The sequence below is a fragment of the Lysinibacillus sp. FSL L8-0312 genome (genome assembly GCF_038003285.1).
Lineage (GTDB): Bacteria > Bacillota > Bacilli > Bacillales_A > Planococcaceae > Lysinibacillus > Lysinibacillus fusiformis_D.
The window spans coordinates 2,146,222-2,159,642 of sequence record NZ_JBBOOV010000001.1; the positions used below are offsets into that span (position 1 = coordinate 2,146,222).

Sequence of the window (13,421 nt, forward strand, 5' to 3'; positions counted from 1 at the left end):
TACAGCTATTATACTGCTTTCACGAGGAAAAACTTACTAAATTTTATCTTGCGGTGTATCGGAAGAGCCAAATTCCTCAAGTTCAATAAAATCATCAGATCTTGGTGTTGAAGATAGTACATCTTCTTCCACCGGTCGTAAATTTTCTTCTTTCTGTTCTGCATGCTCCACGCATGTCAGAGCTTGCGGCATAGCCTCTAAACGTCCTAATGGAATGTCTTCACCACAGACCACACATTTACCATATGTTCCGTCTGCCATTGCTTGAAGAGCTTTTTTAATTTCCTCCGCATTGTCGCCAAGATGCTCATCCATAGCCATTTCTGTTAGCTGATCCGTTAAATCACTCGCATTATCAGCAGGATGATTATCATAATTAGATAGCTCTGTCGCTTGGGGACGCTCTGATTCCTCTAATCGTCGTTCAATTTCTTGCAATTCTTGCTCTAGTTGTCTTTTTAATTGTTGCATTATTTGTTGATCCAAAAAAATCTCCTCCTCACGCCTTCATTTTTTCCTAATTTACGATTTCTAAAACATGTCAGCATAAGGAAGACCTATTTATTTACTCGTGTAAGCTATGATTGCATCGTGTAAAAATTGTGCAGTTCCCATTGCACCTCGCTCATCATAATAAGCCGTAAATCGTTCGTCAGCTATATACATTTGTGCAAGTCCTGCATGGGCCTCTTGAGAATATTCATTCCATGTAAAGCTTAGCCAGCGTTTATGCAATTCTGCCACTTCCATCGCAATGTCACTTGTAGGATTCCCGAGCTCCATAGCCTCTGCTAACCGCTCAAACATTTGCTGTTCTAGCTCTTGCATCGCCTGATATTGTTGCTCTGTCATATTCATAAGCTTAGCATTCGAAGCATCCACTGTGCCTTCTCCATATTTCGCACGAATTTCTTGTCCGTATTGCTTTTCATTATCTTCGATTAACCTTTCTTTAAAACCTTTAAATTTTTCTTCATTGGACATCGGTTGTTCCCCCTCAATGGATTGTATTGTTTTTTCTACCGTCTGTAAGATTGTTACAAGTTGTTCCTGGCGTTGAAGCAAAGCTGCTCTATGTGTTTTTAGCGCCTCTGCATGTTGAAAATTTGGCGCCTTAATAATCGCTTGAATCGTCGCAAGTTTCATATCTAATGCACGATAAAATAAAATCTGCTGTAGCATATCGACCTCCAATTGGCCATAGAATCGATACCCTGCCTCATTTGTTCTGGCTGGCTTCAACAACCCAATTTCATCATAATAACGCAATGTTCTCGTGCTAACACCCGACAATTGAGCAAGCTCCTGAATGGAATATTCCATGTGCTCACCTCCTCTAATGCTACTGTAAACTTTGACGCAACGTTAAGGTCAAGACAAAATAAAAAATATTAATCGAACTATAATCATCCTTTCAGAATATATAATTCCATAAAAATCTATAATCTGAGTTTTTATACACCGATATGAATAATAAATATTTCACAGGAACGTGATAGGATGAAGTGTCCAAATTGTCACCATGAGAGTCATACAAAACAAGTACTAACTTTGCCTTCTCCATCCCTCTTTACAGTATGCTTGACCAATTTGGATGGATTGCTAAGCCACTTTCAGCAAATGAAGTTCGTGCTGTTGCGAATGTTTATGAAAACAGTCAACTATCTATTATTGAAACAGAATCCACTAACGAAGCAGACGCTATACTAGCTGGTCAATTCGTGTAAGCATTCCGTTTGTATTATGAGATGGCACTCAATGAGGGTGATTTTTATTGGATTGCTGATATGCTTGCACTTGGCAGTTCAGCTTATCAAAAATTAGAGAAATATAGTAATGAAATTACATATTACTTCTATTTAAAACAATGGGGTATTAGATGTACAATTTTCAAATGGTCAATACTATGTGGATATGAACGAAACGTGTGATTTTTATGATGCACAAGAAAATTATCAATTCTATGATTGCTATAAGACCTATACTGTTACAATAGATGATTATGGTGCTTTTAAAATTGCCCATATTACTATTCACTAATAAGGTCTTTTACAATCGTAAAATAAGCAAGGAAAAAATAAACTATCGCGAGATACTCTTATTTCGCAATAGTTCGTTTCTTCTGCATTGTTTTGGTAGTTTAAAAATGATCCAGCTATCTTACTGTTCATTGATTCGCATATTTCCCATGCCACACTATGTGATGATAATTCTTTTTATCTGTGTCACCCTCTGTATTAATAAACAACACCCTCGCATGTTCGTCTAGCTGTAGGTCGAGTATTAAATCTTTGTAGTGTTCATTAGTCATTAATTCATAAAAGCAACCAAACGGAGCCGCTCCTGATTCTCCTGCTATAATACGTGAGTCTGAAGCCAATGGATTTGCAAGAACGCGCATTCCTGTTGCTGCTATTTCTTCTTCACAGGAGATGCTTATTTTTATATGGGCTTTTAAGAGTCGCCAAGCCTGTGGATTAGGTTCACCGCAAGCAAGGCCCGCCATTATGGTTTTCATCTCTCCACCAACAGTTACATATTGCTCAGTACCTGCCTTAAAGCTCTCATAATAACAATTAGCAACATGTGGCTCAACTAACACAAATGTAATATCCTGCTCATAATATTGTTGTAAAAAAGCTACTACTGCCCCTGCAAATGACCCAACACCAGCTTGTAAAAATACATGTGTCGGAGCTTGCTGCATCTGTTCAACGATTTCATGTACAAGTGTTGTGTAGCCTTGCATAATCCATAATGGTATTTCTTCGTAGCCATCCCACATCGTATCCTGAATCAGGACCCAGCCATTTTCTTGTGCTAGCTGCGAGGAATAACGCACGGTTTCATCATAATTCATTGTCGTTATTTCAGCATAGGCTCCTTCTTTTTTAATATGCTGTAAACGTTCATCGGCACTGCCAGCTGGCATATATATTCGCGCTTGATACCCTAGTTCACGAGCCGCCCATGCCACACCACGACCATGGTTACCATCTGTTGTTGAAATAAAGGTTAAATTTCCTACCTGCGCTTTTACTTCTGATGATTTTAATTGTTCAAACGATAGTTCCTCTATATTTTTCTGGAGTCTATTGGCAACATACTGCGCAATTGCATAAACTCCGCCTAATACTTTAAATGCGTTTAAGCCAAATCGATAGGATTCGTCTTTTACCAAAATTTTTTCTACACCCATCCATGAAGCAAGTGAATCAAGATGATGGAGAGGTGTCTTTTCAAATTGCTCATATGTACGTAGAAATTGCCCCACTTTCTTTACTTGTTCCAATGTAAAATATGGCAGTAAAGCTGTTCCGTCATTTGCTTTATCCAGCTGATTGTGCACCCACTTTAATTTTTCATTCATTCCTATCCCTCCTTTATCATTAGCTTAGTCCATCTAGCTTCAAAATACAAAATTATACAATACAGAACTTACATTTGTCTAAGTTCCTTGTTATGCGTTTATGATCCCCTACGGAAAAGGGAGAAAAATTTCTTAACTTCCTATATAATTAACAAGCCTTCACAGATTCGATGTTCTGTGAAGGCTTCATTTTTATAGTAACTATGTTATCAAATCAATTAAAAAGTGCAGTAGATGTAATTCATCTACTGCACTTAGTATGACCCGTACGGGATTCGAACCCGTGTTACCGCCGTGAAAGGGCGGTGTCTTAACCACTTGACCAACGGGCCAATGGCGGAGAAGGAGGGATTTGAACCCTCGCGCCGGTTACCCGACCTACACCCTTAGCAGGGGCGCCTCTTCAGCCTCTTGAGTACTTCCCCACATAAAAATGGCTCCGAAGGCAGGACTCGAACCTGCGACAACCTGATTAACAGTCAGGTGCTACTACCAACTGAGCTACTTCGGAATAATGATGGGCCTAAATGGACTCGAACCATCGACCTCACGCTTATCAGGCGTGCGCTCTAACCAGCTGAGCTATAGGCCCTTGGAGCGGGTGATGGGAATCGAACCCACGACATCAGCTTGGAAGGCTGAGGTTTTACCATTAAACTACACCCGCATAAATGGTGGGTCAGGACGGAATCGAACCGCCGACACTTAGAGCTTCAATCTAATGCTCTACCAACTGAGCTACTGACCCATTTCGTCCATGCTAAGCTTATTTTCTTTTGCTTTTCATATCTTCTTATGAAAATAATGGCGGTCCCGACCGGGATCGAACCGGCGATCTCCTGCGTGACAGGCAGGCATGTTAACCGCTACACCACGGGACCATTTGGTTGCGGGGGCCGGATTTGAACCAACGACCTTCGGGTTATGAGCCCGACGAGCTACCACTGCTCCACCCCGCGATAATTTTATACGGTTTCGAGTTTTTAAAGCACCATTTATAAAGATTTAAAACTGGAGGAGGTAGAGGGATTCGAACCCCCGCGCGGTGTTACCCGCCTGTCGGTTTTCAAGACCGATCCCTTCAGCCAGACTTGGGTATACCTCCGTTGCAATATATAAATGGTGGACCTTGCAGGACTCGAACCTGCGACCGGACGGTTATGAGCCGTCTGCTCTAACCAACTGAGCTAAAGGTCCTTTAAGATGGCGGCAGAGGGGATCGAACCCCCGACCTTACGGGTATGAACCGTACGCTCTAGCCAGCTGAGCTACGCCGCCAGGATCTTTATACTGGTTAATTTATTATGGTGGAGCCTAGCGGGATCGAACCGCTGACCTCCTGCGTGCAAGGCAGGCGCTCTCCCAGCTGAGCTAAGGCCCCATAATTTCTTTGGAAATGGTCGGGAAGACAGGATTCGAACCTGCGACCCCTTGGTCCCAAACCAAGTGCTCTACCAAGCTGAGCTACTTCCCGTTCTTTTTGGCGCGCCCGACAGGAGTCGAACCCATAACCTTCTGATCCGTAGTCAGACGCTCTATCCAATTGAGCTACGGGCGCATTAAAAATGGTGCCGAGGACCGGAATCGAACCGGTACGGTAGTCACCTACCGCAGGATTTTAAGTCCTGTGCGTCTGCCAGTTCCGCCACCCCGGCACATTTGGAGCGGAAGACGAGGTTCGAACTCGCGACCCCCACCTTGGCAAGGTGGTGTTCTACCACTGAACTACTTCCGCATGTGCATAAGTTTTTTTATCTGGCAATGAAATAATGGTGCGGGTGAAGGGAGTCGAACCCCCACGCCTTGCGGCGCTAGATCCTAAGTCTAGTGCGTCTGCCAATTCCGCCACACCCGCTTATTATTATTTAAAAATGGTGAGCCATGAAGGACTCGAACCTTCGACCCTCTGATTAAAAGTCAGATGCTCTACCAACTGAGCTAATGGCTCTAAAAAAATGGTGCCGGCTATAGGAATCGAACCCACGACCTACTGATTACAAGTCAGTTGCTCTACCTGCTGAGCTAAACCGGCATATGGTGGAGGATGACGGGCTCGAACCGCCGACCCTCTGCTTGTAAGGCAGATGCTCTCCCAGCTGAGCTAATCCTCCTGGGTATTATGCCTAGCGACGTCCTACTCTCACAGGGGGAAGCCCCCAACTACCATCGGCGCTAAAGAGCTTAACTTCCGTGTTCGGTATGGGAACGGGTGTGACCTCTTTGCCATCATCACTAGACTTGCACATGGATGTGCTGGCTTCTGCGTTCTTAGCAGAAGTTTCTTTATGTATCTTGTTTTGAAGTTGTTTACCTGTCCTTCAAGACAAGAATTATTGTATAACGTTTTCTCACATTGTGCAATACTTTTTTATAAAAAAAAGAAATTATTACTTTTTGAAGTTATTTTTGCTAAGTAAGAGAAAATATTGCCCTGCAAAATATTATAACAATTGTTGTTTCAAAAGAAAACAATTATTTTATTTCACCTATTTTCTTAGCTTATAATCTATTTCTAAACAAGGAAAGGGTATAGAAAACCCTTCACTTGTTGTTTCATTAAATAGTTAAAAGCTCTTGTTTCAATCTTAGAATTTCTTCAAATGTAGTGGAAGCTCCAAAAGATAGTCTAAAAAATTGGCGTGCTGCTTCCAAAGAGTAACCCATTGATAAAATGGCTTTCGTTCCAGATTCACTATGAATATCACATGCACTACCCGTCGAAATACAGATTCCTGCCTCATTTAACTTTAAAAGAACATATTGTCCCTCTATTTTATCCATCATTACGCCACAAATAGTAGGCAATTGTTGGTTACATTCTATTAATTGGCATGTTTCAGGCAAATTGTTTTTCAAAAATCTTCTTAAAGTCTCATAATGTTGTCTTTCATATTGATAGTTTTCAATTGCTGCCGCAAAGGCTACAATTGCTGGTGTATCTAATGTGCCGCCTCTTAAACCCCTCTCATGAGTCACACCCGGTGTTAAGGCAGGTACTCGGAGCGCAGGATTCAGATAGACAGCACCACACCCCTTTGGTCCACCTATTTTATGAGCTGAGATTGTGATGGCATCTACTCCACTTGGTATAGCAAGCTTCCCAAATGATTGTACACAGTCAATATGGCTGAAAACATCAGATTTTTTAGCCATCTCTATTATTTTCTCTACAGGCTGAATAGCACCAATTTCAGAATTGACATGTTGAATTGTAATCAAAGCCGTATCTTTGCGGATTGCTTGCTGTAATTGTTCAAGGTCAATCCATCCATCCATCTGTAAAGGCAATTTTGTCACTATAAAACCCATTTTCTCAAGCGTATTCAACGCTGCATGCACAGACGTATGCTCAGCTTGAGATGAAATAATGTGTTTTCCTTTTTTAGAGGCCAGCGCTAATGACAAGATAGCCAGGATATTTCCTTCTGTCCCGCTCCCTGTAAAAATAATACCGTCACTATTTACGCCTAAAGCATTGGCTACAACCTCTCTTGATTGCTGGACAAAATAATAGGCTTGTCCTCCTAAATCATGAAGACTTGCACTATTTCCATAATACCGCTGTGCTACCTCTACATAAGCTGCAAGAGCCTCCTTCGTCATCGGTGATGTCGCAGCATAATCCATATAAATCATTGTCTTCTCCCTCTCTAGTTCATCAAGTCTTGTTTTCTTTTTTATTTTATGTAAAGATAAGTGTCAAGACAACTGTAAAGAGGGTATAACTATGGATGTAAAGGCAGATGTCCTTATAATCGGCAGTGGAATTGCTGCACTTCAAGCTGCTTTACTGCTCGAAGAACATTTTCAAGTACAAATTGTTACAAAATCATCTCTTTATATGAGTAGTTCTTATCGTGCACAAGGTGGCATCGCTGCTGTTACAAGTGAGAAAGATCATATTGAACACCACATTGCTGATACATTGAAAGCTGGAGAATATCATCACGAGAAAAAACATGTTACTACACTCATAGAAGATGGCACTAAAATCATGCAGAAATATTTAAAGACTGGTCTCCCTATCGATCGTCATGTTGATGGAAAACCGGCTCTAGGACTCGAAGGGGCACATAGTCATCATCGTATTCTACATGCAGGTGGTGATCGTACTGGTCAAATTTTCATAGATTACTTACTTCATAAACTTTCGCCTAAAACAAAGGTGAATTGCTATGAAATGGCTTATGAGCTTTTACGGAATACAGATGGTGACTGCATAGGCGCACTTACCAAAGGACAAAAAGGCATTACACGCTATTTGGCCCATCATGTCATTTTAGCGACAGGTGGTGCAGGTGCACTCTATTCAAGCACATCTAATTATCCAACCAATACAGGTGACGGCATCGCGTTAGCATTTCGCGCAGGTGCTGCCATCAGTGATATGGAATTTATGCAGTTCCACCCTAGTCTGCTTTGGTGTGAAAATGAGGCGAAGGGATTAGTTTCCGAAGCTGTTCGAGGTGCTGGTGGCATCTTTGTCGATGCACAGCGTCAGCCCATTATGACAGGCTTACATGCCCAACTTGACTTAGCACCAAGACATATTACGGCACTTGCACTTTTTAAAAAACGTGCTGCTGGTGAGGAGACGTTTATTGATATTACTAACATTCAAAATTTTGAAGTGAAATTCCCAACAATTGCTCAGCTTTGCTATGACAATCAAGTTTATTTACAAGATGGCTTAATTCCTGTAGCTCCAGGAAGTCATTTCTTAATGGGGGGCGTTATTGCTGATGACAAAGGAAGAACCACTATACCTAATCTATATGCAGTGGGGGAAGTTGCCTGTACAGGTGTCCATGGTGCGAACCGTTTAGCAAGTAACTCCCTATTGGAAGGTATTACGTTTGGGCAAAGAATGGCTCAGTTCATCATTCAACATGGTTGCCATCAAAAAAATTTCACACATGACCACCATCAATGTGCTGAAATAATGCCATCTTTATTTAGCAAACAGCAGTTACAGCAATACATGATGCAGTTTTTAGGCATCGTGCGAAACGTTAATGACTTGCAGCATTTTATTCAGCAATTACCCTCCTTGCAATCACTTCTTTATACGAATCTAAAGGGTCTAGAACAAGCTGAATTGGAACTATTTATGATGCATGTTGTTGCAACATTAATGGCACATGCTGCAATTACACGAACGGAAACGCGTGGTGCTCACATTCGTACGGATAAATTAGAAATGGACGCACACTGGGCAAGTCGTTGGATTATTTTTTCGCAAGGCCAAATGAAAGTGAGGAACTCATTGTATGAATATCATCAAACTCGAGGAAATGCTCAAGCAATTTTTTAATGAGGATTTAGGTGATGGGGATTTATCGAGTGAATATATCTTTTCAGCTGAACAGCAGGGATCATTTTCTTTTTATGCTAAAGAAAATGGGGTTTTCTGCGGGGCGCTCATTATTGAGTATGGCTTTCACTTACTCGATCGATCAATAAAAATCCAACTTCTAAAAAAAGATGGAGAGACAGTAAAGACCGGTGATGTGCTTGCTGTGGTAAAGGGACCCTTACAAAAATTATTAATAGGTGAGCGCGTTATATTAAATCTTATTCAGCGTATGTCCGCTATTGCGACAGCGACCCATCATGCCGTTCGAGAAACAGCTGGTACGCATGCGAAAATATGTGATACGCGTAAAACCATGCCTGGATTGCGTATGTTGGATAAATATGCTGTTAGAATCGGTGGTGGCTTTAATCATCGTAATGGCCTGTATGATGCCATCATGCTAAAGGATAACCACATTGCCTTTGCTGGTAGCATTACAAAAGCTGTTCAGGCTGCTAGAGCAAAAGTCGGTCATACTGTAAAAATCGAAGTGGAAATTGAAACAAAGGACCAGCTAGAAGAAGCCATCATTGCTGGAGCAGATATTATTATGTTTGATAACCGTAGTCCAGAAGAAATACGAGCATGGCTTCCCACTGTCCCTTCTTCTATTGTGACAGAGGCATCAGGAGGCATCACACTTGAAAATTTAAAGGCCTATGCACAATCAGGTGTTCAGTTTATTTCACTTGGTTCATTAACGCATTCCGTTAAAGCCTTTGACATTAGTGCACTCGTTCAAATGAAAGGAGATCATTCCCTTGTCCATAACTAGTTTATTACAACAAACGACACTACTTCCAGAGCATTACCGGGCATTATCCGTAAAGGAAATGGAATCTCGTATTTTATCAATAAAGCAAAAATTAGGATCTAAACTATTTATACCAGGACATCATTATCAAAAAGATGAAGTCATTCAATTTGCAGATGCAACTGGTGATTCCCTACAGTTAGCTCAATTATCTGCCGCAAACAAGGAAGCTGAGCATATCGTATTTTGCGGTGTGCATTTTATGGCTGAAACTGCTGATATGCTGACAACGAAGCAGCAACATGTCTATTTACCAGATATGCGTGCAGGTTGTTCAATGGCTGATATGGCTGATATTTATCAAACAGAACAAGCATGGCCGATTCTTCAGCAACTCTTTGGTGATACAATTATCCCGCTAACTTATGTCAATTCAACTGCTGCCATTAAAGCCTTTACGGGAAGACATGGTGGTGCCTGTGTCACTTCATCGAATGCTAAGGAGCTTGTTCAATGGGCATTTACACAAAAACAGCGTATTTTCTTTTTACCTGACCAACATTTAGGAAGAAATACTGCCTATGATTTAGGTATTCCACTTAAAAATATGGCTGTTTGGAATCCCCATAAGAATATACTTGAAACAAATGAGCCGCTTGAGAACATTCAGGTTATTCTATGGAAAGGTCATTGCTCTGTACATGAAGGATTTACGGTTCACCATACGGAGGTCGTTCGCAAAGAACATCCAACTATGCAAATTATTGTTCACCCTGAATGCAGTCGTGAAGTTGTAGCAGCTGCTGATGATGCAGGTTCCACAAAATACATCATTGAGACAATCAATCGTGCACCAAGCGGATCGGCATGGGCTATTGGAACAGAAATGAATCTTGTCAATCGCATAATGAAGCAGCATCCAGATAAACATATTATCTCTTTAAATGAAAATTTTTGTCCTTGCTTAACAATGAATCGCATTGACCTTCCCCATCTGTTGTGGAGCTTAGAAAGTATTGAGCAGGGGCAACCACATAACCGTATCCAAGTAGATGAATATACTACAGCTGAAGCACTTAGCTCTCTCGAAAGAATGCTAGCACGAGGATAATTAGGTTGCTTTAAAAGCAGAGATGGTGTAAAAAAACGTCTCTGCTTTTTATGTTCATATAACATCTATTTTGAATAGCTTAAACAACTGCCATTTTCAAATGCATCATCATCGATCCAATCAAAGAATATCCATCTATTGCTAAAATTGACATGGCTTTATGCTCTATGCTACTGTCGATTTGGAGGTGAAAATAAATGGCTTTTCAATCGAAAAATATTTTTATCAATTTACCAGTGAAAGATCTAAACAAATCCATCAACTTCTTTAAGGAACTAGGCTTTGAGTTCAATCAACAATTTAGCGATGAGACTACAGCCTCAATGATTATTAGTGAAAATATCTTCGCATTAATGATGGTGGAAGAACGATTCAAAGGGTTTAGTAAGAAGGAAATTACAAATACTGCTACGTCTGCAGAAGCAATTTTATGTCTATCTGCTGAAAATCGAGAGCAAGTAGATCAATTAGTAAATAAGGCACTGGTCTCCGGTGGTAAATCTTATAGTGAACCCCAAGATCATGGGTTTATGTATGGCTGGGGATTTCAGGATGTAGATGGGCATATCTGGGAAGTAGTTTATATGGATGAAAATGCATTGAATCAAGAGTAATATTTATATCTATGAATATGAAAAAACAGTAGATGCGTGTGCATCTACTGTTTTTTAGTATGACCCGTACGGGATTCGAACCCGTGTTACCGCCGTGAAAGGGCGGTGTCTTAACCACTTGACCAACGGGCCAATGGCGGAGAAGGAGGGATTTGAACCCTCGCGCCGGTTACCCGACCTACACCCTTAGCAGGGGCGCCTCTTCAGCCTCTTGAGTACTTCCCCACATAAAAATGGCTCCGAAGGCAGGACTCGAACCTGCGACAACCTGATTAACAGTCAGGTGCTACTACCAACTGAGCTACTTCGGAATAATGATGGGCCTAAATGGACTCGAACCATCGACCTCACGCTTATCAGGCGTGCGCTCTAACCAGCTGAGCTATAGGCCCTTGGAGCGGGTGATGGGAATCGAACCCACGACATCAGCTTGGAAGGCTGAGGTTTTACCATTAAACTACACCCGCATAAATGGTGGGTCAGGACGGAATCGAACCGCCGACACTTAGAGCTTCAATCTAATGCTCTACCAACTGAGCTACTGACCCATTTCGTCCATGCTAAGCTTATTTTCTTTTGCTTTTCATATCTTCTTATGAAAATAATGGCGGTCCCGACCGGGATCGAACCGGCGATCTCCTGCGTGACAGGCAGGCATGTTAACCGCTACACCACGGGACCATTTGGTTGCGGGGGCCGGATTTGAACCAACGACCTTCGGGTTATGAGCCCGACGAGCTACCACTGCTCCACCCCGCGATAATTTTATACGGTTTCGAGTTTTTAAAGCACCATTTATAAAGATTTAAAACTGGAGGAGGTAGAGGGATTCGAACCCCCGCGCGGTGTTACCCGCCTGTCGGTTTTCAAGACCGATCCCTTCAGCCAGACTTGGGTATACCTCCGTTGCAATATATAAATGGTGGACCTTGCAGGACTCGAACCTGCGACCGGACGGTTATGAGCCGTCTGCTCTAACCAACTGAGCTAAAGGTCCTTTAAGATGGCGGCAGAGGGGATCGAACCCCCGACCTTACGGGTATGAACCGTACGCTCTAGCCAGCTGAGCTACGCCGCCAGGATCTTTATACTGGTTAATTTATTATGGTGGAGCCTAGCGGGATCGAACCGCTGACCTCCTGCGTGCAAGGCAGGCGCTCTCCCAGCTGAGCTAAGGCCCCATAATTTCTTTGGAAATGGTCGGGAAGACAGGATTCGAACCTGCGACCCCTTGGTCCCAAACCAAGTGCTCTACCAAGCTGAGCTACTTCCCGTTCTTTTTGGCGCGCCCGACAGGAGTCGAACCCATAACCTTCTGATCCGTAGTCAGACGCTCTATCCAATTGAGCTACGGGCGCATTAAAAATGGTGCCGAGGACCGGAATCGAACCGGTACGGTAGTCACCTACCGCAGGATTTTAAGTCCTGTGCGTCTGCCAGTTCCGCCACCCCGGCACATTTGGAGCGGAAGACGAGGTTCGAACTCGCGACCCCCACCTTGGCAAGGTGGTGTTCTACCACTGAACTACTTCCGCATGTGCATAAGTTTTTTTATCTGGCAATGAAATAATGGTGCGGGTGAAGGGAGTCGAACCCCCACGCCTTGCGGCGCTAGATCCTAAGTCTAGTGCGTCTGCCAATTCCGCCACACCCGCTTATTATTATTTAAAAATGGTGAGCCATGAAGGACTCGAACCTTCGACCCTCTGATTAAAAGTCAGATGCTCTACCAACTGAGCTAATGGCTCTAAAAAAATGGTGCCGGCTATAGGAATCGAACCCACGACCTACTGATTACAAGTCAGTTGCTCTACCTGCTGAGCTAAACCGGCATATGGTGGAGGATGACGGGCTCGAACCGCCGACCCTCTGCTTGTAAGGCAGATGCTCTCCCAGCTGAGCTAATCCTCCTGGGTATTATGCCTAGCGACGTCCTACTCTCACAGGGGGAAGCCCCCAACTACCATCGGCGCTAAAGAGCTTAACTTCCGTGTTCGGTATGGGAACGGGTGTGACCTCTTTGCCATCATCACTAGACTATGGTCGACCTTCAATACACGGCGTATTACTGCGTCAGCTGCTCTCGTTCAATCAGTCACGTACAGAAGTACGCTCCTTCAATCACTCGTTTGCTTCCTTGTTCTACTTGTGTCTTGAAGCTCTTTTTTTATTGAAAGTTTTGTTCTTTCAAAACTGGATAAACGGTTCATTGAATG

At 42.6% G+C, this 13,421-nt stretch carries 11 protein-coding genes, 40 tRNA genes and 2 rRNA genes; 7 read left to right on the forward strand and 46 right to left on the reverse strand.

The genetic code is table 11. The features are described 5' to 3' along the window. Positions 1-36 precede the first annotated feature (36 nt). The gene (locus MHI22_RS10695) at positions 37-486 is read right to left on the reverse strand and encodes a TraR/DksA C4-type zinc finger protein (protein WP_089934527.1); all 450 of its coding nucleotides are present in this window, start codon (positions 484-486) and stop codon (positions 37-39) included. A gap of 75 nt (positions 487-561) precedes the next feature. Further along, a complete protein-coding gene (locus MHI22_RS10700; RefSeq protein ID WP_036123132.1) occupies positions 562-1,323 on the reverse strand; it encodes a MerR family transcriptional regulator in 762 nt (253 codons plus the stop codon). 254 nt (positions 1,324-1,577) lie between these two features. Between MHI22_RS10700 and MHI22_RS10705 the strand changes: the two genes are divergently transcribed. The 3 genes from MHI22_RS10705 to MHI22_RS23430 are packed head-to-tail and all read left to right on the forward strand — an operon-like array spanning position 1,578 to position 2,040. Then, positions 1,578-1,727: a hypothetical protein gene (locus MHI22_RS10705; protein ID WP_230593846.1), complete on the forward strand. Its 150-nt coding sequence runs from the start codon at positions 1,578-1,580 to the stop codon at positions 1,725-1,727. A 21-nt stretch (positions 1,728-1,748) separates the two neighbouring features. Then, positions 1,749-1,931: a hypothetical protein gene (locus MHI22_RS10710; RefSeq protein ID WP_340811936.1), complete on the forward strand. Its 183-nt coding sequence runs from the start codon at positions 1,749-1,751 to the stop codon at positions 1,929-1,931. After that, positions 1,915-2,040: a hypothetical protein gene (locus MHI22_RS23430; protein ID WP_340809375.1), complete on the forward strand. Its 126-nt coding sequence runs from the start codon at positions 1,915-1,917 to the stop codon at positions 2,038-2,040. The genes MHI22_RS10710 and MHI22_RS23430 overlap by 17 nt, the downstream gene beginning before the upstream one ends. A gap of 127 nt (positions 2,041-2,167) precedes the next feature. On the opposite strand, the gene MHI22_RS10715 is transcribed toward MHI22_RS23430, so the two are convergent. The 23 genes from MHI22_RS10715 to MHI22_RS10825 all read right to left on the reverse strand — a co-directional run bounded on the left by MHI22_RS10715 (position 2,168) and on the right by MHI22_RS10825 (position 6,997). Continuing rightward, positions 2,168-3,370, reverse strand: a complete 1,203-nt coding sequence (locus MHI22_RS10715; protein ID WP_340811938.1) for a diaminopropionate ammonia-lyase — start codon at positions 3,368-3,370, stop codon at positions 2,168-2,170. 260 nt (positions 3,371-3,630) lie between these two features. Then, positions 3,631-3,702, reverse strand: a tRNA-Glu gene (locus MHI22_RS10720). A gap of 2 nt (positions 3,703-3,704) precedes the next feature. Beyond that, a tRNA-Ser gene (locus MHI22_RS10725) sits at positions 3,705-3,795 on the reverse strand. Positions 3,796-3,804: 9 nt separating this feature from the next. After that, a tRNA-Asn gene (locus tag MHI22_RS10730) sits at positions 3,805-3,881 on the reverse strand. Positions 3,882-3,888: 7 nt separating this feature from the next. Further along, a tRNA-Ile gene (locus MHI22_RS10735) sits at positions 3,889-3,962 on the reverse strand. Between the two features lies 1 nt (position 3,963). Continuing rightward, a tRNA-Gly gene (locus MHI22_RS10740) sits at positions 3,964-4,037 on the reverse strand. 5 nt (positions 4,038-4,042) lie between these two features. After that, positions 4,043-4,118, reverse strand: a tRNA-Phe gene (locus MHI22_RS10745). Between the two features lie 57 nt (positions 4,119-4,175). Then, positions 4,176-4,251 (reverse strand) — tRNA-Asp (locus MHI22_RS10750). A gap of 3 nt (positions 4,252-4,254) precedes the next feature. Continuing rightward, a tRNA-Met gene (locus MHI22_RS10755) sits at positions 4,255-4,329 on the reverse strand. 53 nt (positions 4,330-4,382) lie between these two features. Continuing rightward, a tRNA-Ser gene (locus tag MHI22_RS10760) sits at positions 4,383-4,475 on the reverse strand. Positions 4,476-4,490: 15 nt separating this feature from the next. After that, positions 4,491-4,567 (reverse strand) — tRNA-Ile (locus MHI22_RS10765). A gap of 7 nt (positions 4,568-4,574) precedes the next feature. Next, a tRNA-Met gene (locus MHI22_RS10770) sits at positions 4,575-4,648 on the reverse strand. Between the two features lie 27 nt (positions 4,649-4,675). Then, a tRNA-Ala gene (locus MHI22_RS10775) sits at positions 4,676-4,751 on the reverse strand. Between the two features lie 16 nt (positions 4,752-4,767). Then, positions 4,768-4,844 (reverse strand) — tRNA-Pro (locus MHI22_RS10780). A 7-nt stretch (positions 4,845-4,851) separates the two neighbouring features. Next, positions 4,852-4,928 (reverse strand) — tRNA-Arg (locus MHI22_RS10785). Between the two features lie 8 nt (positions 4,929-4,936). Beyond that, positions 4,937-5,025: transfer RNA gene (locus MHI22_RS10790), tRNA-Leu, on the reverse strand. A 5-nt stretch (positions 5,026-5,030) separates the two neighbouring features. Continuing rightward, positions 5,031-5,105: transfer RNA gene (locus tag MHI22_RS10795), tRNA-Gly, on the reverse strand. A 35-nt stretch (positions 5,106-5,140) separates the two neighbouring features. After that, positions 5,141-5,225 (reverse strand) — tRNA-Leu (locus tag MHI22_RS10800). A 17-nt stretch (positions 5,226-5,242) separates the two neighbouring features. Next, a tRNA-Lys gene (locus MHI22_RS10805) sits at positions 5,243-5,318 on the reverse strand. An 8-nt stretch (positions 5,319-5,326) separates the two neighbouring features. Next, positions 5,327-5,402 (reverse strand) — tRNA-Thr (locus MHI22_RS10810). Between the two features lie 3 nt (positions 5,403-5,405). Next, positions 5,406-5,481 (reverse strand) — tRNA-Val (locus tag MHI22_RS10815). Positions 5,482-5,491: 10 nt separating this feature from the next. Further along, positions 5,492-5,607 (reverse strand): 5S ribosomal RNA (gene rrf, locus MHI22_RS10820). 319 nt (positions 5,608-5,926) lie between these two features. Next, entirely contained in the window at positions 5,927-6,997 is a 1,071-nt protein-coding gene (locus tag MHI22_RS10825) for a cysteine desulfurase family protein (RefSeq protein ID WP_082673677.1), read from the reverse strand. A 100-nt stretch (positions 6,998-7,097) separates the two neighbouring features. On the opposite strand from MHI22_RS10825, the gene nadB reads away from it, so the two are divergent. From nadB to MHI22_RS10845, 4 genes are all read left to right on the forward strand, one after another. After that, entirely contained in the window at positions 7,098-8,684 is a 1,587-nt protein-coding gene (gene nadB, locus MHI22_RS10830; RefSeq protein WP_058843238.1) for an L-aspartate oxidase, read from the forward strand. Continuing rightward, positions 8,641-9,501, forward strand: a complete 861-nt coding sequence (nadC, locus tag MHI22_RS10835; RefSeq protein WP_249646160.1) for a carboxylating nicotinate-nucleotide diphosphorylase — start codon at positions 8,641-8,643, stop codon at positions 9,499-9,501. The genes nadB and nadC overlap by 44 nt, the downstream gene beginning before the upstream one ends. Next, positions 9,488-10,591: a quinolinate synthase NadA gene (nadA, locus tag MHI22_RS10840; protein WP_058843236.1), complete on the forward strand. Its 1,104-nt coding sequence runs from the start codon at positions 9,488-9,490 to the stop codon at positions 10,589-10,591. Before nadC ends, nadA begins: the two co-directional genes overlap by 14 nt. 197 nt (positions 10,592-10,788) lie before the next feature. Beyond that, complete coding sequence (locus MHI22_RS10845; protein ID WP_340811941.1) at positions 10,789-11,205, forward strand: VOC family protein; 417 nt, start codon at positions 10,789-10,791, stop codon at positions 11,203-11,205. A gap of 60 nt (positions 11,206-11,265) precedes the next feature. On the opposite strand, the gene MHI22_RS10850 is transcribed toward MHI22_RS10845, so the two are convergent. The 21 genes from MHI22_RS10850 to rrf (MHI22_RS10950) all read right to left on the reverse strand — a co-directional run bounded on the left by MHI22_RS10850 (position 11,266) and on the right by rrf (MHI22_RS10950) (position 13,242). Next, positions 11,266-11,337, reverse strand: a tRNA-Glu gene (locus tag MHI22_RS10850). A gap of 2 nt (positions 11,338-11,339) precedes the next feature. Further along, positions 11,340-11,430 (reverse strand) — tRNA-Ser (locus MHI22_RS10855). A 9-nt stretch (positions 11,431-11,439) separates the two neighbouring features. Continuing rightward, positions 11,440-11,516: transfer RNA gene (locus tag MHI22_RS10860), tRNA-Asn, on the reverse strand. A 7-nt stretch (positions 11,517-11,523) separates the two neighbouring features. Then, a tRNA-Ile gene (locus MHI22_RS10865) sits at positions 11,524-11,597 on the reverse strand. Position 11,598: 1 nt separating this feature from the next. Next, positions 11,599-11,672 (reverse strand) — tRNA-Gly (locus MHI22_RS10870). Positions 11,673-11,677: 5 nt separating this feature from the next. Continuing rightward, positions 11,678-11,753: transfer RNA gene (locus MHI22_RS10875), tRNA-Phe, on the reverse strand. A 57-nt stretch (positions 11,754-11,810) separates the two neighbouring features. Then, positions 11,811-11,886, reverse strand: a tRNA-Asp gene (locus MHI22_RS10880). Positions 11,887-11,889: 3 nt separating this feature from the next. After that, a tRNA-Met gene (locus MHI22_RS10885) sits at positions 11,890-11,964 on the reverse strand. A 53-nt stretch (positions 11,965-12,017) separates the two neighbouring features. After that, positions 12,018-12,110, reverse strand: a tRNA-Ser gene (locus tag MHI22_RS10890). A 15-nt stretch (positions 12,111-12,125) separates the two neighbouring features. Next, positions 12,126-12,202: transfer RNA gene (locus MHI22_RS10895), tRNA-Ile, on the reverse strand. 7 nt (positions 12,203-12,209) lie between these two features. Beyond that, positions 12,210-12,283, reverse strand: a tRNA-Met gene (locus MHI22_RS10900). A gap of 27 nt (positions 12,284-12,310) precedes the next feature. Beyond that, a tRNA-Ala gene (locus MHI22_RS10905) sits at positions 12,311-12,386 on the reverse strand. Between the two features lie 16 nt (positions 12,387-12,402). Then, a tRNA-Pro gene (locus MHI22_RS10910) sits at positions 12,403-12,479 on the reverse strand. A 7-nt stretch (positions 12,480-12,486) separates the two neighbouring features. Next, positions 12,487-12,563: transfer RNA gene (locus MHI22_RS10915), tRNA-Arg, on the reverse strand. Positions 12,564-12,571: 8 nt separating this feature from the next. Beyond that, positions 12,572-12,660 (reverse strand) — tRNA-Leu (locus MHI22_RS10920). A 5-nt stretch (positions 12,661-12,665) separates the two neighbouring features. Beyond that, positions 12,666-12,740 (reverse strand) — tRNA-Gly (locus MHI22_RS10925). Between the two features lie 35 nt (positions 12,741-12,775). After that, positions 12,776-12,860: transfer RNA gene (locus MHI22_RS10930), tRNA-Leu, on the reverse strand. Between the two features lie 17 nt (positions 12,861-12,877). Next, a tRNA-Lys gene (locus MHI22_RS10935) sits at positions 12,878-12,953 on the reverse strand. A gap of 8 nt (positions 12,954-12,961) precedes the next feature. Then, positions 12,962-13,037: transfer RNA gene (locus MHI22_RS10940), tRNA-Thr, on the reverse strand. Between the two features lie 3 nt (positions 13,038-13,040). Further along, a tRNA-Val gene (locus MHI22_RS10945) sits at positions 13,041-13,116 on the reverse strand. Between the two features lie 10 nt (positions 13,117-13,126). Then, a 5S ribosomal RNA gene (rrf, locus tag MHI22_RS10950) occupies positions 13,127-13,242 on the reverse strand. Between the last annotated feature and the right edge of the window lie 179 nt (positions 13,243-13,421).

Coding starts and splice junctions, on each gene's coding strand:
- MHI22_RS23430 (WP_340809375.1), top strand. CDS start 1,915: ATGAACGAAACGTGTGATTTTTATGATGCACAAGAAAATTATCAATTC.
- MHI22_RS10715 (WP_340811938.1), bottom strand. CDS start 3,370: ATGAATGAAAAATTAAAGTGGGTGCACAATCAGCTGGATAAAGCAAAT.
- MHI22_RS10845 (WP_340811941.1), top strand. CDS start 10,789: ATGGCTTTTCAATCGAAAAATATTTTTATCAATTTACCAGTGAAAGAT.
- MHI22_RS10705 (WP_230593846.1), top strand. CDS start 1,578: ATGCTTGACCAATTTGGATGGATTGCTAAGCCACTTTCAGCAAATGAA.
- MHI22_RS10710 (WP_340811936.1), top strand. CDS start 1,749: ATGGCACTCAATGAGGGTGATTTTTATTGGATTGCTGATATGCTTGCA.
- MHI22_RS10700 (WP_036123132.1), bottom strand. CDS start 1,323: ATGGAATATTCCATTCAGGAGCTTGCTCAATTGTCGGGTGTTAGCACG.
- MHI22_RS10825 (WP_082673677.1), bottom strand. CDS start 6,997: ATGGATTATGCTGCGACATCACCGATGACGAAGGAGGCTCTTGCAGCT.
- nadB (WP_058843238.1), top strand. CDS start 7,098: ATGGATGTAAAGGCAGATGTCCTTATAATCGGCAGTGGAATTGCTGCA.
- nadC (WP_249646160.1), top strand. CDS start 8,641: ATGAATATCATCAAACTCGAGGAAATGCTCAAGCAATTTTTTAATGAG.